Here is a 19237-nt window from a genome sequence, read left to right on the forward strand (position 1 = left end):
GCCTTAAACCAAGGTGTCGAAGCTGGTGATGGCCATCATGACCGCCACCATGACGAGGCCGATGACGGCGCCGATGAGGATGATGGCGATGGGCTCGATCAGCCCGAGCATGCGGCGCTGAAGCACGGCGGCGGCATCGCGCTGGCTGTGGCCCAAGGCGAGCAACATCCTGGGCAACTCGCCCGAACGCTCACCGACGCGGATGAGGTTCAGCCGAGTGCGCGGGAACCAGGCTTGGGTCTCCAGGCCGGCGCTCAGCGACTGGCCCTGCTGCAGGCCCTTGGTCGCCCGCTCCAGGCCCGAGCGCAGCAAATTGAGGCGGATGACGCCCTGGGCCAGCTCCATGGCCGTGAGAACGGGCACACGGTTGGACAACAGGCTGCCCAACACCGTGGCCCAGCGGCCGATCTCGGCCTGCACCAGCCAGGGGCCGACCACCGGCATCCGCTGCAACGTCTGCAGCAGCGCCTGGCGCGTCGACTCGCGCGACAGGCTGGTGACGAGGATACCCACCAGCGCGGCGAGGATGAGCAAGGCCTCAAAAAGATGGCCGCGAACGTAGACGCCCGATTCGATGACCCAGCGCGACAGCTCGGGCACCTGGCGGCTGCCCTTGATCAGGTTGGCGAAGCGTGGCACGACGCCGACGAAGATGAAGAACACCGCCAGCGAACCCGCACCCACTAGCACGCTCGGATAGATGAGAGCACTGCGCAGGTCCTCGTTGGCCTTGCGGGCCAGCTCCATCTGCTCGGCCGACTCCTGCAGCGCGCGGGCGATGTCGCCGCTGGCCTCACCGGCCTGGGCCAGCGCGATGACGTAGACCGGCATGCGCAGCGCCTGGATACGCAGGGCGTCCGACAACCGGCCACCACCACGCACCAGGGTCTCCATCTGTGCCAGTGGCAGGCCCAGCGGCTGGCCTTCGTAGGCCTGCGCCAGGCTGGGCAGGGCATCGCCGAGCGTGACGCCAGCGGTGAGCAGCGTGGCCAGCTCGCGCAGCAGCACGACCTGGTCGGCCAGCTTGATGGTGCCGCGCGCTTTCGCACGCACAGGTGCGGCGGTGCGCGCCTGCAGGCTCACCGGTGTCATGCCCTGCGCGGCCAGACGCGCCATGGCGTCCGCCTGATCGCTCGCCTCAAGCTGGCCGCTGTGAGGCCGGCCGGCCGTGTCGCGTGCGGTGTAGTCGAAGCGCATCAGGCGTCGGCTGTGCCGGTGGCACGCAGCACTTCATCCAGCGTCGTCACGCCCTGGACGACCTTCAGCGCGCCTTCTTGGGCGAGCGATCGATAGCCGCCCTGGCGCGCCAGGGCGACGAGCTCCGGCAGGCCGACTTCGCGGGCGATGGCGTGCTGCATTTCGCTGCCCACGTCCAGCATCTCGTAGATGCCGACCCGGCCCTTGAAGCCGGTGTTCTGGCAGGCTGGGCAGCCGACATGGTGGCGCCAGCGCGGCAGGTCGGCGGCGCTGTCTTCGGCGCGCGCATCAGCGATTGCCGCGGCAAGTTCGGCGTCCCCCAGCGTCGGGGTTTCGTCGGTAGCCACCGCGCAGACTTCACACAGGCGGCGCACGAGGCGCTGTGCCATCACCGCGCGCAGCGAAGCACCGACGAGGAAGGGCTCCACGCCCATATCCACCAGCCGCGTGACGGCTGAAGGCGCATCATTGGTGTGCAGCGTAGCCAGCACCAGGTGGCCTGTCAGCGCGGACTGGATGGCGATCTCGGCCGTTTCGCGGTCGCGGATTTCGCCGACCATGATGATGTCCGGGTCGTGGCGCAAGAAGGCGCGCAGCGCGCGAGCGAAGGTGTAGCCGATCTCGGGTTGAGCCTGCACCTGGATGACCTGGGGCAGACGGAATTCGACCGGGTCCTCGACGGTGAGGATCTTGCGCGTCTGGTCGTTGGTGGCGGCCAGCGCGGAGTACAGCGTCGTGCTCTTGCCGGCGCCGGTCGGGCCGGTCACCAGCACCAGACCGTTGGCCAGGCCCAACCAGCGCTTGAACTGGCGCAACTGCGACGGCCGCAGGCCCAGGCGCTCCAGCGTCAGGTCGGCGCGTTTCTTGGGCAGCAGGCGCATGACGATGGATTCGCCATAGACCGCGGGGATGGACGACACACGCACGTCCATCTCGGCGCCAGCGGCGCGTGTGGAGATGCGGCCGTCCTGCGGCAGGCGGCGCTCGGCGATGTCGACGCCGGCGATCAGCTTGATGCGCGAGGCGACCGCCGGATAGCGGTCCATGCCCAGGGCCAGGCGCGTGTGCAGCTGGCCGTCGATGCGCAGCCTGACCTCGAACTCGCGCTCACCGGGCTCCAGATGGATGTCCGAGGCGCGCGATTCGACGGCTTGGGCGATGAGGTTGTTGACCCAGGCGATGACGGGCGCGTCCTCGGCCATTTCGCGCAGGGCCCGCTCGTCGAGCGTCTGCATGGCGAGGTCACCCTGTTGCAGACGCTGGACCCAGCGCTGGGCATCGTCGGGTGCGATCAGCCACCAGCGGGCCGATTTGAGCTCGGCCTGCTGCTGCGCGAATTCGCGCGCTTCGGCATCGAGGGGATCAGCGCAGGCGAGCTGCCAGCCGGCTTCATCGCGCCATGGCAGCACGCCGAGTCGGAGCAGTTGGGTGGCAATGCCTGCCAGCTCCTGCAGGCCCAGCCGCATGGCTGCTTCGTCGAGGTCGTCGAAGCGCCGCCAGCCCATGCCGAGCTGCTCGGACAACGCCGCATAAAGGCGCTCGGCCGTGATCGCGCCCATGCGCAAAAGCACAGCACCAATGCGACCGCCCTGCTCTGCCTGAAAGCGCAGCGCCGCGTTCAGATCCTCGGAGCGGATCTGCTCGCGGGCGAGCAGCAGTTCGCCGATCAGGCGCGGGGCGGCGGAATCCGTCATGGTTTCGGCGCAGAGCTGCCAGCTTCTGGCGTCGGCACGCGCGCCCAGTCGCCCAGGCTCTTGCGGAAGCTCTCCGTGATCGCCTCGGCTTCGGTGGAGTCGTTGGCGATATAGGGCGTGATCAGGATGATCATCTCGCGCCGTGTCTTCTTGACCGTCTGGTTGCGGAACAGGCTGCCCAGAATCGGAATGTCTTTGAGGAAGGGCACGCCGCCGTTGCCGTCGGAGGACGTGCCGTCGATCAGGCCGGCCAGCAGCATGGTCGCGCCATTGCGCAGCGTCAGCTTGGTCTCGACGCGACGCGTGGAAATGGTGGGCGTGGTCGTGACTCCCGCAGTCGTCTGCACGGGCTGACTGACTTCCTGGGAAAGGTCGATGTCGATCTGGTCGCCCGAGTGAATGACGGGCCTGATCTTCAAGATGACGCCCGTCGAACGGTACTGGTAGGTCGCCAGCAGGTTGCCGGCAGAGCCGCCAGTGGTGGATGGCGTGGCGATTTGCTGGCTCAGCACCGGCACTTCGTCACCGACCTGGATCAAAGCCGTCTCGCCGTTGCGCGCCATCAGGCGCGGGCTGGAGAGGATGGTCGCGCGCGAATTGCTCGCCAGCGCGTCGATGGCCAGCCGTTGGCCGCCCAACGAATTGAGGACCGAAACGTTGAAGCCGCCCGTGCTGCCTGAGCCGCTGCTGGCACTGGCCGTGATGCCCCCCTTGCCTTCCAGATGGCTGGTGAGCCACTGCACGCCCAACTGGGCGCCATCCTCGAGCTTCAGTTCGGCGACCGTCACCTCGATCAGCGCCGACTTCGTCGGTTTGTCCAGGGTCTGCAGCAGCGCCGAGACCTGGCCGAACTCTTCCGGGTTGACCTGGAAGATCAGCGTGTTGCTGGCCTTGTCGACCACGACGTTGGACAAGCGGCTGGCCGTCGTCGCCGTGCTGGCGGTGCCGGTCGTGGGGGACGCACCGCCCGCAGCCGGGGTAGTGCTGGCCGCCGACCCTCCGCCGCCCAGCACCCGTTCCAGGGTCACCGCCAACTGCTCGGCGTCCTTGTGCTTGACGGGGTAGGTGAACAGGTTCTTGCCGACGCCGCGCTCGTTGGGGCGATCCAGGGTCTTGGCCCATTCGGCAATGTGGGCGGCCACCTTGTCACCGGCGGCGAAGACGAAAACTTGGTTCAGGCTTGAGACCGGCAGCAGGATGATCGGGCTGCGCAAGCCCCCCTGGGTCATCGCGGAGCCCACCGGGTGGACCGCATAGCCCTCGGCCGACAGCACCTCGCCAAGCCGGCGCGCCAGCTCCTCGGCGGACCAGAAGGCGGGCGTCAAGGTCAAGCTGGTACGTCCCTTGAGCGCGGGCTGGTCGAGCACCGCGAGGGCCTCAATGGCCGCCTTGACGTTGTCGGGGTTGCCACTGATCAGCACCGCATTGCGGGTCGAGTCTTCCTGCACCCTGACGCGGTCGCCGAACAGCGTGCGTAGCCAGCCCGTCACGTCAACCTGGCGGACCGATTCCAACGGAATCAGTTGAAAGACAGGCCGCAGCGACGGCGGAACTGCCGGAAGCGCAGCGCCATACCGGATGCCCGGCAGGTCGCCACCCTGGTTGGCGTTGTCGGGCACCACGCGCACCAGGCCCCCCACCTCGATCACCGACAGGCCATAGCTCTTGAGCAGCAGGCGCACCGCGGTCTCGACCTGGGCTGCCGTCTGGCCGGCGCCGGCCTTGAAGGTCACGAGATCGGGCCGCGCAATCACGGCGGGGTCGACGCTGACACTTTTCTTCAGCACGTCCGCATAGATGACCTGGATGAAGGTCGGCAGGGCCACCTGCTGAAGGTTGACCGCAGCCACGACCTCGTCCTGGGGCTGGGCCACCGGGGCCGTGACCGCCAGGCTGGGCGTCTCGACCTCGGGTGCCTTGGGACCGGGCGCGATGCGCGTCGTGTCACGGCCGCCAGTCTCGGCTTGCGCAGAGGCATTGGGAGTCAGGCTGGCCACCGGCAGCGGCTTGGGCAATACGGGCACGATGGGTGCACAGCCGCTCAGGGCGAGCAGGGCACCGGCCGCGAGGGCAATCGGTCGCAGCGTCAGGGACATTCTGTTTTCACTCACGGTAATCAGCTCCCAACGGAACCTGCTTGTTGCCGACGCGGATCAGCACCTCGCCGTCGTGGATCTGGGTGATGCGCTCGCCACTGGGCACCTTGTCGCCCACGGCCAGTCGCAGCGGTGCCTTGCCAGCAGCGACAAAGCTGATCAGCACCTTGCGCTCCTGCCCGCGCCCGAACACACCGGCGACACGCCAACGCTTGTCTTCAGCCTTGGCCGCTGCGTCAGCCGCTGCAGCTGCAAGAACGGCCGCCTCTGGTTCGAAAATCGGCGAAGCAGCCAAAGCCATCGCCCGGCTCGCTTGGTCAGGGCGCTGAGGCAGGTCAGGCAGTCGCCAGCTTTCCTTGCGCGCCTGGATGACCGCCGGATCTGCATCGGGCGCTGGCGCGATCAGCCAACCGAGGCCGAGAGCTACCGCCAACAAGACCCAGGGCATGGCCTTCATGACTTGCTTCCCGGCCTGGCAAGGATGCGCAGGTCCATGTCAGCGACCGCCGGCTGGCTCTGGCTGCGGATGGACAGGCGCTCGACGACGATGCGGCGCTCCTGGTTGGCTATTTCGGCCAGCAGCACGAACAGCGGCGTGCGCTGCAGTTCGACGCTGACGCGGGCGTGCACTTCGACATAACCCACCGGGACGTTACCTGCGGGCTTGGCGGAAGGCTCGGCACGCACGAGGGTGATCTCGCGCACCTTCAGCCCCAGACGTTGCGTCACATTGCGCAGCCAGTCCTGCAGGCCGGCTTCTGACAGCGCGATGTCGGGTTCCATCCAGACGGCGGTGTCATAAGCCACCTTGAGGGCCGTGGCCTCACGTCGGCGCTCGGGCCAGTCCTTTTCCTTGGCCAGGCCCTGCAGGCGGGTCAGCTCGACCACCAGGCCGCGGTTGCGCTCCAGCAGCGCATCGACTTCGTCAAAGCCAGCAAACAGTATGTAGATGCTCAACAATGCCGCGCCCAGCCAGGCGCCCAGGCGCACCAGGCGGGATTCCTGCCACTGTTCGCGCAATTGCGCCCATGGCGTCAGCACAGCGTCACGACTCATCAGCGGTTCGGTATGGCATTGAATACGTCCGGGGGCGGCAGGCCGTTGGCATCCGGCTTGGCAACGATGGGCTTACCGGGGCCTTGCGGCGCTTGCGGTGGACGCGCCGGCGCCGGTGCCGGTGCGGGCGAGACTTGAGTCGCAGGGGCAATGGGTGCCTGCGTGACCGGCGACGGTGCAGCCGCCTGAGTTGCGGACGGCGGCGTCGCGGTCGCGGTGGTCACAGTGGCCGTGGCGGTAGCGGTGGCGGTGGCGTCTGCAGCGCCAGTCGCCGGCGGACGCAGACCCACGATGCGCAACTCCATCGTCAAAAGGCCCCGCGCGTTGTCGGCGCGCACTTCGTTGACGTCCACAAACCAGCCGCCGGATTGAAGGTCCTTCACGATGCCGGCGCGCGTCGCGTTGGGCTTGAGCTGCAAACCCAGGCGCAGCTTGCTGCCCTCAAGGTCAAGATCCTTGACCTGCACGCCTGACCTACCCAGCGTGTCATTCAGATGGCCGATCACGTCCACGGGCAGAGGCAGCGCAAACCAGGCGGCCAGCTTCTCGACTTCATCGACCGCGGCGACGGTGGCATCCCGCGCCGCGAGCACCGGCGCCGTCGCGGTCTTGATGTCGGCGATCTGCCGGGCAAGCGCCTGGCCTTGCTGGTGCGCGTCCCAGAGCTGTTGCGCCAGAACGCCGGCCGCCAGCGAGAGCGCCAAGGCGCCGATGAACACCAGGCGTTGCTCCGCGCCTTCGGCCCCTTCCGCGGAAGCGTGCAAGGGGTAGTGCTTGATCCATGCGCTGTCCAGCGCAAGCTGCTGCGCTTCAGGCAGCGCCCCACCGGCCTGCGGACCCGCGCCGCTGGCGTGGACGAACTCCTGCCAATCCTGGGCCGTGAGGGACTCGGACCACCAGCGGCTGGCGCGCAGGAACCCCTCCCGCCAGCATTGCACCTCCAAGCCTTCTGCACCGCGCAGCAGGCGCAGCCCATCCGGGCCGACGGGCTGCATCAGCGTCTCGGGTATGAACTGGCAGCGCTCGGGCACCACACCGTCGGCGACAAGTTGTCGATGGGCCGACGCCGCATCCCAAGCGATGGCCAGACCGTCTTCTCCAGACAGGACCAGCCGAGCCGCCGTGTTCTCAAAAGGCCGCCAGGCTTCGACCTGCAGCCGCAGCGCCGCGAGCTTTTCAGCCGGCGGAAGGCCTGCCAGGCGAAACCAGCGCAGACGGCACCGGCTGCGGGACACGATGACAGTCGTGTGGGCCCACCAGCTCGCGCGCGCCAGCGCCTCGAAACCCTCAAGGCGCAGGACTGCTTGCGGCCTGGGGCCGAGTACCGAGCGCAAGGGGGAAAGGGAGAGCTGGGGGAGCTTCATCAGTGAATGTAAGCCGCGAGATGCTGTGCTGTTCTGTGATCACCCACGGGCCAAGCTCCCCTGCAGGCATCAACCGGACATTGTACTCAAGGGCCCTTGGCAGCCCGGGGGCCCAGAGGGCGATGCGGCTGTCGTTGCCGGGTGCGAACAGATAGGCATCCTCATCAAGTTCCAGACCCACCAAACGTTGCGTGGTGCGGACGTCTCGCAATTGATCGGCGCGACGCAACGTCAAGAGCAGTTCGAGCTGGGCCTGGTTGGCCGTGGGTAACAACGCCCTCAAAACAGGCAGCGGCGCGCTGGACGGATTGTTTGGATGTCCGATGTCGCCACTGAACCAGCGTAACCATCGCGCCAGCCGGACCGGGTCATCGCGCCACAGCGGCATGGCTTCCAGCTCGCGGGGACTGAGCAGCCAGTCGTTGCGCGGTCCCGCCAAGCCGAGCGCCCGATATTCCGCCCTCTCGGCGCCGTTGAGCCGTTTGAGGTTGTCGGTGTCGATGTAGTCGTCCAGCACGTCGATCATGGCTTGTGCACGCGTCAGCGACACGCCGTCCTGGACCAGCAGGTTTCTCAGTACCGAGCGGCTCACGCCGTTGAGGGCAAGCAGTCCGCGAAAATCCTGCACGGCGACCGACGCGCCATCAGTCGTGGTGTAGCGCTGCCCGTCGTGCCGCAGTTGGCCGTCCGGCATGCCGCGACCTGCCGGCATCAGTGGGCGCGTGGCATTCCAGTACAGCGTGGCCGACAGCGCGCCCGCCGTTGCCGCCCGAGCCTGCGCGTACTCGCTGAAGTCCAGCGCATTGCGGCGCAGTTCGTCGTTGCGCAGGGCGAAGCGCTGCGCAACGAAGGTCATCACCGCCAGCGCAGCCAGCACCATCAACAACACATAACCCTGCTGCCCTTTCGCATGGGGTCGCGCGGCTCTCATTGCGCCTCCCATTGCGCTCGGCGCATGCGGCCAGGCTCGGTGACGCTCAAGACCGTCACCAGCGGCCCGCCGACGTCACCACCCATCTCCAGCCAGACGGCCCTGGGCAGCCGCGGGATAGCGGCTCGCGCCGCCCGCATTTGCTCGTCTTCGCCGCCCGCCGCAGCGAGGCGGATCGCCAGGGGTGGGGGCCATTGCTCGAACCATTGCCCGCTCGCATCGAGGAAGCGGACAGCACCTGGCTTGCCCTGCCAGGCCAGCACTTCAACCGGCGCGGCAGGGGTTCGCAAACCTTGGGCAAAAGCGTCGGTTGCCGGTGCCTCGGCAAGCATCAGCCGCTGCCGACCTGAACTGGCATCAGACTCGAAGCGGATCAGCAGCTTTGCGGCCTGCATGCCTGGCAGGCCCAGGGCTTCAGCGCTGGCGACGGTGAGTTGCCGGCTGTCACCCTGCAATTGCTGCGGCGCCCCGCTCTGCTCCACCAAGCTGGCCTGAATCAGGCTGCGCAGCCATTCACGGCGCACGACGTCCAACTGCCCGTCAACGCCCGAGCGCTGCAGCAATTGCTCCACTCTCAGCACCTGCTGCAATGCCTGCCAGAGCAGCGACGAAATCATGGCCATCAGCGCCAGCGTCACGAGCATCTCGACCAGCGTGAAGCCTCGTCGCGCACGGTTGGGCTCGAACCCGGCAAGCGTCTTCATGGAGGGCCTGTTTTCGGATTAGCGGCCGGTGCGGCAAAGGCGGACCTCCACCCCGTGGCGACCTGCTCCCAGTCCGTGCGCATGCCGCTGTCCAGGCGCGTGATGCTGGCGTTCACGCGATAAAGGCCGATCATCCAACGCGACACGATGACGCCGCCCATGTCGAACTCAGGACGCATCGGCTCCAGCAGGGTCGCGCGCCAAGTCAGGCGCAAACCACCCATTTCCCGGTCCCCTTCGGGCTCAGCGACAGGATTGATCGTCGCCAGCCAGGACACACCCTCGATCTGCAATTGGGAACGGGCCTGCGACTCACGCAGCCGCGTTGCCGTCGCCAGGTTCTGGTTGATCCAGCCGAACAGCACCAACCCGGCGGTGGACAGGATCACCAGCGCAACGATCACCTCGAGCAAGGTGAATCCCCGCGGCGCAGTCGCGGCGCAGCAGTTTCGACGCAAGCGGAGCCCGTTCGACATCGTGTCAGGATCCTTCGACGACACGGCCACTGAACGGCTCGACCACCCACACTTCGCGCACGCCGCCACGCTTGAACTGCATGCGGCCACCGCTCGCAACGCCGGTCGGGCCGTACGTCAGGGGTTCAGGCAACTGCAACTCAAGCCCCGGCGGGCCTCCCGGTACGGCAGCCAGGATGGCTGCCGCATCAAGCCGCTTCTCTTCGCCGGACAGGAAGGTGCGAACGGGCATGGCTTCTATGTAGGCGCGCAGGTCGGCACGCCAACCGCGCTCCTGAACACTGTCCAGCCAGCCCGTCGCCCGCGGGAGCACGATGCCAGTCGCCAGCGCCATCAGCGCCAGAACGACCAACATCTCCAACAGCGTGAACCCACGGCTGCGACTGGGGCTCATGTCACTGACGCCCAGGCGGTATTGCGAATCCGCCGTCATCGGTGGCCAATGGCAATGGATGGAAGACTCAGTTGGCCGGCAGAACGCCGAGATCCTGGGCATCGGCCTCGCCACCGGGCTGGCCATCAGCACCCAATGAATACAGGGCAAAGGGCTGACCGTCGCGGCCAGGCAGTGAATATTGATAAGCCTTGGACCACGGATCCAGCGGCACCGATTCTTCGAGGTAGGGACCGCGCCAGCGCGAAGCAAGGGCGGGGTCGGTTGGCGGCTTGTTGAGCAATGCCAAACCTTCCTGAGCAGTCGGGTAGCGGCCGATGTCCAGGCGCAGATTCTCCACAGCCCCACGCAATTGCTTGATCTGGATCGTCGCAGCCTGGATGCGTGACTGATCGACTTTCCTGAAAAGCCGCGGGCCGACCAAACCTGCAATCAGGCCAATGATGGCGAGCACGACCAGCATTTCGAGCAGAGTGAAACCGCGCACGCGCGGTTGAGAAACAGAGTTGGAGCGGACCATGAGGGTGCAATTTCGCAAGAGGTCGGCAGTGTAAGTGATGGCCTTGGCCATAAAAAAGGGCACCCGAAGGTGCCCTTTTGCTTGGCGCGAAAGCGCTTTTGCTTAGTACGTGTTGGCGCCGTACGGACGCTCCAGGGGGATGTAGCCAGCAGCAGCGCCGTTGATGGCTTGCTGGTACACGCCCTTGACGACGCCGATGTTGGCGTTGATCGTGAAGGTGATCGAACCACGCGTGCCGACGCTGAAAGTGCAGATCTCAGAAGCATTCAGAGCGGTCGTGCCAACAGCCAGCTTGCCCGACTTGGCGGCGCCATAGGTCACCGTGCGGCCGGTTTCAGCCTGGCAGGTTGCCGAGTAGTCAGCCTGCTGCGAACCCGTGTTCTGGAAGTAGAAACGGGTGAAGTTGTTGGCATCAGCGAAGTTGTTGAAGAACGCCGAACGCAATTCGATGCCGTTCGCGCCCCAGACCCACCAGCTGGCGTTGCCAGCCAGGGCTTGGGCACCGACGCCAGCCAGCGACGGGTTAACCACAGCGGACACGCCGAAGGTACGGGCGGTACCCAGCGACTGCGTCAGAGCGGAGTTGAGGCTCACCTGAACGTTGGACGTGCCGGACTGGTTCAGTTGCGGGCCAGTCACCGTGAACACGGCGGTACCTGCAGTGGCGTTATAAGTCACGGCGGGAGCGCCGACAGCACCGTTGCTGACGATCACGGAGCTGTTGCCAGCGCCGCTGAAGCTCGTGACCAGACCGGTGAATTCACCAGCAATAGTCACGACAATGTTCGTCAGGATGCTGTTGGCCGTCACGGCGACGCCGCTGGAATTCAGCAACGAGCCATTGATACCAATGGTGAAGTTGGCGCTGGCGTTGGTGGTCGTGTCGTCGTTCTGAGCGACGAAACCGAACAGCGGCTGGTTACCGCCGTTGAAGTTCACGTCAGCCTTGGTGCCGGTGTCTTGCGTAGCGGTCAGCGAGATGGCACGGGCAGACGTAGCAACCGTGGCGGTGATGTCGTTGGAGTTGTCAACACGGGCGGTTTCACCCGTGTCGTACAGGGCAACGTTCAGCTTTTCAACCGCACCGACCGTCGCCAGGCCGTGACCGTTGATGGCCAGGTTGGGGAAAGTGATGTTGCCGCCGACGTTGATGTCGGTCGTGACGTTCACGTCCCAGACGCACTCGGTAGCCGAGGTGCGCTTGACGGTGATGTTGGCAGCACCGCCACCAGAGACCGTCGGCACAGCGCCGCAGCTCAGGGTCGTGGTGGCGCCAGCAGGCTCACGCACGATGATGGTGAACGGCTGCGAAACCACGCGGGAGACGCCCATCGTGTAGACGACGGGATTCAGCGTGATGGCGCTGCTCGAAGTGATGGCTTCGACGGCGTACGTGCCGGCCGTCGAGGAGACCGAGCCTGCCGCCTGAGCACCAGCACCACAAACCGCAGCGGTCGCGACGGCCAGGGCCTTGTAGGTGAAGTTCTTCATTAAATGAACCTTCCGGATCGTTGTTGCAACAAATTAACCGAACACAAGCGAAGCTGAACACTCAGACACCGCATTGGGTCGATTGCCTCGGCCCGTTTCCGGACCGTCGCAGCCACCAACGCGGCGACCACTGCGTCGACACAAAGCGCTCATGCTTCGCCTCCCCTACTATGACTGGCACGGCTCAATACCCTCCAGCTCAGCAGGTTGTCCGGCAGCATAGCAGACGATTACAGGCGTTTCACTCTCGGGTGTCGGTAGCGGGTCGGGGTTTGCCCCAGATGCGTTGCTTGTTCACATCAGCACCCAGCACCCCACGACGGCGCTTTCCCTTCGCCCGTTCCGCTCAGCGATGCCGAGTCGGTGGTCCTGACCAGCTCGAACCGCGGACGCATCCCGCCCGACCGGCCCTTTAGAATGCTAAGTTCATTTGAGCGATCTGGCCAGCGCGCCGCGTCGCCTACCCCGCACCGAAGCGTCGCGTCAGCGCTTCCCGCGCTACAGCACACGCTCTTCCTCGCTATATGACCACTGCAGATAACCCCGTCCTGGTCGACGAGACCCTCGACAAGCTGGAACGAGCCGTATTTCAACGCCAGACACGCGAAGGCGTCGCGCTGCTGCTGAACTTGCTGACCTACATCAGCCAGACGCGCAACCCGTTCGGGATCCTCGCACCCACCTGCACGCCAGAGCAGCGCCGCGCTGCATATACGCGGATCGCTGCCATGATCTCGGCGCTGCTATGCAGCCCGGATTTCCAGATTGATCTCGGACAAATTGAATTTCTGGCCGGCCGCAAGCCGGCACTTGAAGCCATTTTCGAGCTCAGCGGTTATGAGGGTCCCTTCCATCTGCTGCGCTATCACGGCATTCGCAACGCAAACGGCAGCCTGACCCTGAAACCGAATCAGGTTTTCGTACTGTCACTGTTTTATTCGCTGGACGACATGCCGGCGGAGTTGATGTCGGGGGTGCTCAAACTGCCACCCGATCAACTTCTGCCGCTGATGCTGGGTTGGTTTACCGCGCCCTTCGTGCACAACGCTCAGGGCGAAACCAACCGCGGTCTGCTGATCGAAAATGCGGCCCTGATCGAGAACGCTGTTCCGACCCAGGGCATCATCCAGGCGTTGACCTCGGCCTGGATGCATTGCAGCTATGCCGACCACCCGCACAAGCACAATCTCAAGAAGTCCCTCAACGCCGTCTGGTTGCGAATCGATAAGACGGGCGGCCTCAAATCTCGCAGCAGCGCCCACAGGATTGTCGACCGGCCCACCATCTTGGTCGCGGCAGAGCGAATGTCCACCGGCCATGCGATGTATCGCAGCTATGCGGCCAGCATCCGCCAGTTGAAGACGCGCTACAACACAGTCTGCATGGCGGTGAAAGGATTCGTCTCGGAATCAGCGTTTGACCTGTTCGATGACGTGATCCTGCTCGAGCAGGGAACCAACATGAAAGACATCGGCGCGCACATCGTCAAGATCGCGCCGGACATCATCTACTACCCGAGCCTGGGCATGTCGGAGTGGACGCAGATGGTCGCCAACCTGCGATACGCGCCGATTCAGGTGATGACCCTGGGCCATCCGGCGCCCGCGATGATGGACACGATGGATTACACCCTGGTGCAGGCCGGCCACGGCGAGGCGTCCTGGGAATTCGGCTCCAAGGTGCTGGAACGCAAGGCCTGGGGTAGTTTTGCTCCCTACAGCGAAGACATCGACTTCGGCATTGAAAAGCTGCCGTTTGATGATGACGCCCTCCATATCGCCGTAAACAGCTCCCTGATGAAGCTGTCCCCAAGGTTCCTGGCCTTGTGCGAGCGCCTGGAAAAGGAATCCACCCGGCCCATCCATTTCCATTTCTTCGCCAGTGCTGCGGGTGTTATGTATGACCGCATCCGGCAGGTGTTCGAGCGCCGTTTCAGGAACTTCACGCTGGAGCCCTCGCGTCCCTACGCGTCGTTCTTGCACCAGCTCAAGCGCTGCGACCTGGCTCTGGCCGCTTTCCCCTTCGGCAACACCAACAGCACCGTCGACACCTGCCTGCTGGGCGTGCCCACGGTGGCTTACCACGCCAACGAGGTGCTCAGCATCGGCGACCGCGACGTGATGCGCATGGTGGGGCTACCAACCTGGCTGGTGTCGGACAACGATGAGGACTACTTCCAGTCCGCCATGAAGGTGATCCACGATGATGAGGCCCGGCAGGCCATCGTTGATCAGTTGAAGGCCACGGACGTCAAGGCCAAGCTCTTCCAGCCACCGCGTCCCGAAGACGCGACCGAATTCGTCGACGCCTTCGACTGGATGTACAAGAACCACGAAGCTCTGCAAGCCAGTTCCCAGCACCTTCTGAAGGTCGGCGAGCCCATCCCCGCCTGATCACCATGAGCCAGAAACCCATCTACGTCACCCAGCCCCACCTGCCGCCGCTGGAGGAATTCCTGCCCTATCTGAAGGAGGTGTGGGACAGCAAGTTCCTCACCAACGGCGGCCCGATGCACCAGAAGTTCGAGCGCGCGCTGTGCGAATACCTGGGCGTGCCGGAGATCGCGCTGTTCTCCAACGGCACACTGGCGCTGCTGACGGCGCTGCAGTCGCTGCGCATCACGGGCGAAGTCATCACGACGCCCTATTCCTTCGTCGCGACGGCGCACTCGCTGCTGTGGAATGGCATCAAGCCGGTCTTCGTCGACGTGGATCCGGTCAACCTGAACCTGGACCCGGCCAAGATCGAGGCCGCCATCACGCCGCAGACGACGGCGATCATGCCGGTGCATTGCTATGGCCACCCCTGTGACGTGGCGGCCATCGAGAAGATCGCAGAGAACTACAACCTGAAGGTCATCTACGACGCCGCCCACTCCTTCGGTGTCGAGTCCGACGGGCAGAGCGTGCTGAATGCCGGCGACCTGTCGGTGCTGAGCTTCCATGCCACCAAGGTGTTCAACACCTTCGAGGGCGGCGCCATCGTCTGCAAGGACGCCAAGACCAAGCTGCGCATCGACCAGTTGAAGAACTTCGGCTTCGTCGACGAGACGACCGTCGTCGCGCCTGGCATCAACGGCAAGATGAGCGAGTTCAACGCGGCCCTCGGCCTGCTGCAGCTCAACCATGTCGATGAGGCCCTGCGCCAGCGCGGCGAGGTGGACGTGCGCTACCGCGCCATGCTGGCCGACATCCCCGGCATCGAATGCCTGCCGCCCAGCCCCGGCAGCAAGCACAACTACTCCTACTTCCCCATCTTGGTGAAGCCCGAGTACGGCGCCTCGCGCGATGAGCTGTATTCGGCCATGCGCACCAAGAATGTCTATGCGCGCCGCTACTTCTATCCGCTGATCAGCAGCTTCCCGATGTACCGCGCGCTGCCCTCGGCGGCGCCGGCCAACCTGCCCGTCGCCTCGCGTGCGGCCGAGCAGGTGCTGTGCCTGCCCATCTACCCCGGCCTGACGGCGGAGCAGCAGGATCAGATCGTCGAGCTGATCCGCTCGCAGCGAAAGTAAGCGGCCATGCGGCTGGCCATCATGCAGCCCTACTTCCTGCCCTACATCGGCTATTGGCAGCTGATGGGGGCGGTGGATGCCTTCGTCGTCTACGACCGCATCAAGTACACCAAGAAGGGCTGGATCAACCGCAACCGCATGCTGCAGAACGGCGATGCGGCCACCTTCTCGCTGCCGCTGGCCGCGGGCGCCGACCAGCTCATGGTCTGTGAACGCGAGCTGGCAGCCACCTTCGACCGCCGCAAGCTGCTGGCGCAGTTCGATGGCGCCTACCGCAAGGCGCCGCAGTTCGAGGCGCTGCGCCCCTGGCTGCAGGATGTCGTGCTCGATCCGGCCAACAACCTGTTCGACTTCCTCTGGCAGTCCATCGTCAAGACACGCGACCACCTCGGCCTGACGACCAGGCTCATCGTGTCGTCCGAGGTGCCTCATGACGAAAGTCTCAAGGCCCAGGACAAGGTGCTGGCGATTTGCAAGGCCTTGGGTGCCACGACCTATGTCAACGCCATCGGCGGCATGGAGCTCTACGAACGCGAGGCCTTCGCGGCCGAGGGCATCGCGTTGCGCTTCCACAAGGCCAGATCCTTCGAGTACCCGCAGTTCGGCGCGCCTTTCGTGCCCTGGCTGTCCATCCTCGACGTGCTGATGTTCAACCCCGCCGCGGTCGTCGACGACGCCGTGCGCCACCAGTTCGACCTGCTGTGACCTCCTACCGCTGGACCAAGCTGGGCCGCCCCTTCGTGCCCCAGCAGATCGAGGGCCGCCCCTGGCTGCGCAGCTTCGCGCAGGCGCCTCACACCCTGCTGCTGGACGACCGCATCCGCGTCTATTTCTCCTGCCGGCCAGAAGCCGACGCGCGCGGCCAGTTCGTCAGCTACTCGGCCTGGGTGGACCTGGACCGGCGCGACCCGATGCGCGTGCTGGACATGGCCGACGAGCCCATCTTGCCGCTGGGCGGCCTGGGCTGCTTCGACGAGTTCGGCACCTACCCTGTCTCCGTGATCGCCCAGGGCGACGTGCTGCGCGCCTACTACGCGGGCTGGACGCGCTGCGAGTCCGTGCCCTTCGACACCGCCATCGGCACGGCCATCAGCCGCGACGGCGGCAAGCATTTCGAGCGCGAGGGCGACGGCCCGGTGCTGGCCGCCAGCCTGAACGAGCCCTTTGTCATCAGCGGCCCCAAGATCCGCCGCTTCGGCAACCGGTACCAGCTCTTCTACATCGCCGGCCGCTGCTGGAAGATGGTCGACGGCCGCGCCGAGCCGGTCTACAAGATCCGCATGGCCACGTCTGACGACGGCCTGAACTGGCAGCGCGAGGACCGCGACCTCATCGACAGCCGCATCGAGGCCGACGAGGCCCAGGCCAGCCCCGACGTCTTCGAGTCGGGCGGGCGCTTCCACATGTTCTTCTGCTACCGCTACAGCGCGGGGTTTCGCGGCAAGGAGAAGGGCTACCGCATCGGCTATGCGTCCAGCACCGACATGAAGCACTGGTCGCGCGACGACGCCAAGGCCGGCCTGGACGTGTCCGAAGAAGGCTGGGACCACGAGATGGTCGCCTACCCCCACATCTTCCGGGTCGATGGCGTGACCTATATGGCCTACCTCGGCAACGGCGTGGGCCGCGAAGGCTTCGGCCTGGCCCGCCTCGAAGGGCACCTCTGATGCATTGGCGCAAGCTCGGTCGCATCTTCAACCCCTTCGAGCATGACCTGCCAGGGGCCGGCGCTGGCTTTGCGCAGTCGCCGCAGGCCGTCGTCTTCGATGACTTCGTCCGCATCTACTTTTCCACCCGCGCCAAGGGCGCCGATGGCAAGTTTTTGAGCCAGGTCGCCTTCGCCGACTTCAGCAAGGATCTGCAGCAGGTGCTGCGCGTGAACACCGAGCCGGTGCTGGGGTTGGGCGGCCTGGGCTGCTTCGACGAGCACGGCATCTTCCCTTTCAGCCCCACGCCGGTCGGCAACGAGATCTGGGCCTACACCACCGGTTGGAGCCGGCGCGTCGCGGTGTCGGTCGAGACGGCCGTGGGCCTGGTCATCAGCCGCGATGGCGGCGCGACCTTCGAGCGCGCCGGCCCAGGCCCGGTGCTCGGCCCGAGCGTGCACGAGCCCTGCCTCGTGGGCGACGCCTTCGTGCGCCGCTTCAACGGGCGCTTTCACATGTGGACCATGTTCGGCACCGGCTGGAAGCATTTCCCCGGCGAAGCCGCGCCCGATCGCATATACAAGATCGGCCACGCCAGTTCGGCGGACGGCATCCACTGGACCAAGGACGAAGGCAAGGCCCTGGTGCCCGACCGCCTCGGCCCCGACGAATGCCAGGCCCTGCCGGCCGTCATCCGCGTCGGCGAGCGCTGGCTGATGGTGTTCTGCTACCGCGAGGCCTCCGGCTTTCGCACCGACCCGTCACGCGGCTACCGCCTCGGCCAGGCCTGGTCAGATGACCTGATCACCTGGACGCGCGCCGACGACCTGCCCCGTTTCGACCGCGAGGCCGGCGCCTGGGACGGCGACATGGTCTGCTACCCGCACCTGACCGAGATCGATGGCCGCATCGTGCTGCTCTACAACGGCAACGCCTTCGGCCGCGAAGGCTTTGGCGCCGCGGTGCTGGAGACATGAACTATCGGCTCGACAGCGCGGACGTCAGCACGTTACTGACCCATTTGCGCGCCGCCGATGCCAGCTTCGCGCCGCCGCTGAGCAGCCGCCTCGACCTCGCCGCCTATGCCGACAAGCTGTTCGCCCACGCGCGCCGCGTCGAGGCCTGGCAGGACGACGTCCTCGTCGGCCTCATCGCCATGTATGCCAACGATGCGGCCCAGGGCGGCTTCATCACCAATGTCAGCGTGCTGCCCGACCAGCAAGGTCAAGGCATCGCCGGTGAACTGCTGACCCGCGCACTGGCCCTGGCCACCGAGCTGCGCCTGCCGCGGCTGCGCCTGGAGGTCTACGCCGACAATACGGCCGCGCTGGCCCTGTACCGCCGGCACGGCTTCAGCGCCGAGGCTTCGGCTGCCGCCAGCCCCACCCTCTTTCTGCATCGAGAGCTTTGATGAGCAATTCCCGCGACTACAACGCCGAGCACGTCGACAACGCGCGCCAGTACGCCTACGGCTTCGACTTTGACGTGATGCACCCGCTGATGGTGCGCTCCTTCGCGCCCTTCTTCCGCCCGGGCAGCATGCTGGAGCTGGGCAGCTTCAAGGGTGACTTCACGGCGCGGCTGACCGAGCACTTCAGCGACCTGAGCTGCGTCGAGGCCTCCGACCAGGCCATCGCCGAAGCCCGCCAACGCCTGGGCGACAAGGTGCAGTACTTCAACTCGCTGTTCGAGGACGTGCAGCTGCCGCGCCGCTACGACAACATCGTCATGACCCATGTGCTGGAGCACCTGGACGACCCGATCGCCGTGCTCGGCCGCATCAACCGCGAATGGCTGGCGCCGGGTGGCCGCTTCTTCCTGGCCTGCCCCAACGCCAACGCGCCGTCGCGCCAGATCGCCGTCAAGATGGGCCTGATCGACCACAACGCCGCCGTCACGCCAGCCGAAGCGGAGCACGGCCACCGCTGCACGTATGCGCTGGACACACTGGAGCGCGACGCCACCCGTGCCGGCCTCAAGGTCATTCACCGCTCGGGCATCTTCTTCAAGGCCCTGGCCAACTTCCAGTGGGACCGCCTGCTGAAGACCGACATCATCACGCCGGCCTATCTTGAGGGCTGCTTCCAGCTCGGCCAGCAGTACCCGGACCTCTGCTCGTCCATCTACCTGGTCTGTGAAGCCGGGGCCTGAGCC

General features: G+C 65.7%; 19 protein-coding genes. 7 read left to right on the forward strand and 12 right to left on the reverse strand.

The window, feature by feature from the left end; translation table 11 throughout:
* Positions 1 to 3 precede the first annotated feature (3 nt).
* The 12 genes from ACXJLH_RS17510 to ACXJLH_RS17565 are packed head-to-tail and all read right to left on the reverse strand — an operon-like array spanning position 4 to position 11923.
* Positions 4 to 1197: a type II secretion system F family protein gene (locus ACXJLH_RS17510; RefSeq protein WP_457445554.1), complete on the reverse strand. Its 1194-nt coding sequence runs from the start codon at positions 1195 to 1197 to the stop codon at positions 4 to 6.
* Entirely contained in the window at positions 1197 to 2891 is a 1695-nt protein-coding gene (locus tag ACXJLH_RS17515; protein ID WP_457445555.1) for a GspE/PulE family protein, read from the reverse strand. Before ACXJLH_RS17515 ends, ACXJLH_RS17510 begins: the two co-directional genes overlap by 1 nt.
* The gene (locus ACXJLH_RS17520; RefSeq protein WP_457445556.1) at positions 2888 to 4987 is read right to left on the reverse strand and encodes a secretin N-terminal domain-containing protein; all 2100 of its coding nucleotides are present in this window, start codon (positions 4985 to 4987) and stop codon (positions 2888 to 2890) included. The genes ACXJLH_RS17515 and ACXJLH_RS17520 overlap by 4 nt, the downstream gene beginning before the upstream one ends.
* Before the next feature lie 7 nt (positions 4988 to 4994).
* Complete coding sequence (locus ACXJLH_RS17525) at positions 4995 to 5444, reverse strand: hypothetical protein (RefSeq protein WP_457445557.1); 450 nt, start codon at positions 5442 to 5444, stop codon at positions 4995 to 4997.
* The gene (locus tag ACXJLH_RS17530; protein ID WP_457445558.1) at positions 5441 to 6043 is read right to left on the reverse strand and encodes a GspMb/PilO family protein; all 603 of its coding nucleotides are present in this window, start codon (positions 6041 to 6043) and stop codon (positions 5441 to 5443) included. The genes ACXJLH_RS17525 and ACXJLH_RS17530 overlap by 4 nt, the downstream gene beginning before the upstream one ends.
* Positions 6043 to 7407, reverse strand: coding sequence for a hypothetical protein (locus ACXJLH_RS17535; protein ID WP_457445560.1), 1365 nt, complete (start codon positions 7405 to 7407; stop codon positions 6043 to 6045). Before ACXJLH_RS17535 ends, ACXJLH_RS17530 begins: the two co-directional genes overlap by 1 nt.
* Positions 7331 to 8338: a hypothetical protein gene (locus ACXJLH_RS17540; RefSeq protein ID WP_457445561.1), complete on the reverse strand. Its 1008-nt coding sequence runs from the start codon at positions 8336 to 8338 to the stop codon at positions 7331 to 7333. Before ACXJLH_RS17540 ends, ACXJLH_RS17535 begins: the two co-directional genes overlap by 77 nt.
* Positions 8335 to 9042 (reverse strand): prepilin-type N-terminal cleavage/methylation domain-containing protein, encoded by a 708-nt coding sequence (locus tag ACXJLH_RS17545; RefSeq protein WP_457445562.1) that lies wholly within the window; start codon positions 9040 to 9042, stop codon positions 8335 to 8337. Before ACXJLH_RS17545 ends, ACXJLH_RS17540 begins: the two co-directional genes overlap by 4 nt.
* Positions 9039 to 9518, reverse strand: coding sequence for a type II secretion system protein (locus ACXJLH_RS17550; protein ID WP_457445563.1), 480 nt, complete (start codon positions 9516 to 9518; stop codon positions 9039 to 9041). Before ACXJLH_RS17550 ends, ACXJLH_RS17545 begins: the two co-directional genes overlap by 4 nt.
* 4 nt (positions 9519 to 9522) lie before the next feature.
* Complete coding sequence (locus tag ACXJLH_RS17555) at positions 9523 to 9951, reverse strand: type II secretion system protein (protein ID WP_457445565.1); 429 nt, start codon at positions 9949 to 9951, stop codon at positions 9523 to 9525.
* 28 nt (positions 9952 to 9979) lie between these two features.
* Positions 9980 to 10483, reverse strand: coding sequence for a type II secretion system major pseudopilin GspG (gene gspG / locus ACXJLH_RS17560; RefSeq protein WP_457445567.1), 504 nt, complete (start codon positions 10481 to 10483; stop codon positions 9980 to 9982).
* Positions 10484 to 10534: 51 nt separating this feature from the next.
* Complete coding sequence (locus tag ACXJLH_RS17565; protein ID WP_457445569.1) at positions 10535 to 11923, reverse strand: hypothetical protein; 1389 nt, start codon at positions 11921 to 11923, stop codon at positions 10535 to 10537.
* A 524-nt stretch (positions 11924 to 12447) separates the two neighbouring features.
* On the opposite strand from ACXJLH_RS17565, the gene ACXJLH_RS17570 reads away from it, so the two are divergent.
* The 7 genes from ACXJLH_RS17570 to ACXJLH_RS17600 are packed head-to-tail and all read left to right on the forward strand — an operon-like array spanning position 12448 to position 19234.
* Positions 12448 to 14316: a hypothetical protein gene (locus tag ACXJLH_RS17570; RefSeq protein WP_457445570.1), complete on the forward strand. Its 1869-nt coding sequence runs from the start codon at positions 12448 to 12450 to the stop codon at positions 14314 to 14316.
* 5 nt (positions 14317 to 14321) lie between these two features.
* Positions 14322 to 15437: a DegT/DnrJ/EryC1/StrS family aminotransferase gene (locus ACXJLH_RS17575; protein ID WP_457445572.1), complete on the forward strand. Its 1116-nt coding sequence runs from the start codon at positions 14322 to 14324 to the stop codon at positions 15435 to 15437.
* Positions 15438 to 15443: 6 nt separating this feature from the next.
* Positions 15444 to 16142 carry a WbqC family protein gene (locus ACXJLH_RS17580; protein WP_457445573.1) on the forward strand — a complete coding sequence of 233 codons (699 nt, stop codon included), beginning with the start codon at positions 15444 to 15446 and terminating at the stop codon, positions 16140 to 16142.
* Positions 16139 to 17104 carry a hypothetical protein gene (locus tag ACXJLH_RS17585; protein ID WP_457445574.1) on the forward strand — a complete coding sequence of 322 codons (966 nt, stop codon included), beginning with the start codon at positions 16139 to 16141 and terminating at the stop codon, positions 17102 to 17104. The genes ACXJLH_RS17580 and ACXJLH_RS17585 overlap by 4 nt, the downstream gene beginning before the upstream one ends.
* The gene (locus tag ACXJLH_RS17590) at positions 17104 to 18060 is read left to right on the forward strand and encodes a hypothetical protein (protein ID WP_457445575.1); all 957 of its coding nucleotides are present in this window, start codon (positions 17104 to 17106) and stop codon (positions 18058 to 18060) included. The genes ACXJLH_RS17585 and ACXJLH_RS17590 overlap by 1 nt, the downstream gene beginning before the upstream one ends.
* The gene (locus ACXJLH_RS17595; RefSeq protein WP_457445576.1) at positions 18057 to 18494 is read left to right on the forward strand and encodes a GNAT family N-acetyltransferase; all 438 of its coding nucleotides are present in this window, start codon (positions 18057 to 18059) and stop codon (positions 18492 to 18494) included. Before ACXJLH_RS17590 ends, ACXJLH_RS17595 begins: the two co-directional genes overlap by 4 nt.
* Positions 18494 to 19234 carry a class I SAM-dependent methyltransferase gene (locus tag ACXJLH_RS17600; protein WP_457445577.1) on the forward strand — a complete coding sequence of 247 codons (741 nt, stop codon included), beginning with the start codon at positions 18494 to 18496 and terminating at the stop codon, positions 19232 to 19234. Before ACXJLH_RS17595 ends, ACXJLH_RS17600 begins: the two co-directional genes overlap by 1 nt.
* Positions 19235 to 19237: the final 3 nt, after the last annotated feature.

This window comes from Roseateles sp. P5_E4 (genome assembly GCF_054049255.1).

Bases quoted from the DNA above. Each gene is read 5' to 3' on its own strand.
- ACXJLH_RS17515 (WP_457445555.1), bottom strand. From the start codon at position 2,891: ATGACGGATTCCGCCGCCCCGCGCCTGATCGGCGAACTGCTGCTCGCC.
- ACXJLH_RS17595 (WP_457445576.1), top strand. From the start codon at position 18,057: ATGAACTATCGGCTCGACAGCGCGGACGTCAGCACGTTACTGACCCAT.
- ACXJLH_RS17570 (WP_457445570.1), top strand. From the start codon at position 12,448: ATGACCACTGCAGATAACCCCGTCCTGGTCGACGAGACCCTCGACAAG.
- ACXJLH_RS17530 (WP_457445558.1), bottom strand. From the start codon at position 6,043: ATGAGTCGTGACGCTGTGCTGACGCCATGGGCGCAATTGCGCGAACAG.
- ACXJLH_RS17525 (WP_457445557.1), bottom strand. From the start codon at position 5,444: ATGAAGGCCATGCCCTGGGTCTTGTTGGCGGTAGCTCTCGGCCTCGGT.
- ACXJLH_RS17590 (WP_457445575.1), top strand. From the start codon at position 17,104: ATGCATTGGCGCAAGCTCGGTCGCATCTTCAACCCCTTCGAGCATGAC.
- ACXJLH_RS17580 (WP_457445573.1), top strand. From the start codon at position 15,444: ATGCGGCTGGCCATCATGCAGCCCTACTTCCTGCCCTACATCGGCTAT.
- ACXJLH_RS17575 (WP_457445572.1), top strand. From the start codon at position 14,322: ATGAGCCAGAAACCCATCTACGTCACCCAGCCCCACCTGCCGCCGCTG.
- ACXJLH_RS17545 (WP_457445562.1), bottom strand. From the start codon at position 9,042: ATGAAGACGCTTGCCGGGTTCGAGCCCAACCGTGCGCGACGAGGCTTC.
- ACXJLH_RS17520 (WP_457445556.1), bottom strand. From the start codon at position 4,987: ATGTCCCTGACGCTGCGACCGATTGCCCTCGCGGCCGGTGCCCTGCTC.
- ACXJLH_RS17565 (WP_457445569.1), bottom strand. From the start codon at position 11,923: ATGAAGAACTTCACCTACAAGGCCCTGGCCGTCGCGACCGCTGCGGTT.
- ACXJLH_RS17535 (WP_457445560.1), bottom strand. From the start codon at position 7,407: ATGAAGCTCCCCCAGCTCTCCCTTTCCCCCTTGCGCTCGGTACTCGGC.
- ACXJLH_RS17555 (WP_457445565.1), bottom strand. From the start codon at position 9,951: ATGACGGCGGATTCGCAATACCGCCTGGGCGTCAGTGACATGAGCCCC.
- ACXJLH_RS17600 (WP_457445577.1), top strand. From the start codon at position 18,494: ATGAGCAATTCCCGCGACTACAACGCCGAGCACGTCGACAACGCGCGC.
- ACXJLH_RS17550 (WP_457445563.1), bottom strand. From the start codon at position 9,518: ATGTCGAACGGGCTCCGCTTGCGTCGAAACTGCTGCGCCGCGACTGCG.
- gspG (WP_457445567.1), bottom strand. From the start codon at position 10,483: ATGGCCAAGGCCATCACTTACACTGCCGACCTCTTGCGAAATTGCACC.
- ACXJLH_RS17540 (WP_457445561.1), bottom strand. From the start codon at position 8,338: ATGAGAGCCGCGCGACCCCATGCGAAAGGGCAGCAGGGTTATGTGTTG.
- ACXJLH_RS17510 (WP_457445554.1), bottom strand. From the start codon at position 1,197: ATGCGCTTCGACTACACCGCACGCGACACGGCCGGCCGGCCTCACAGC.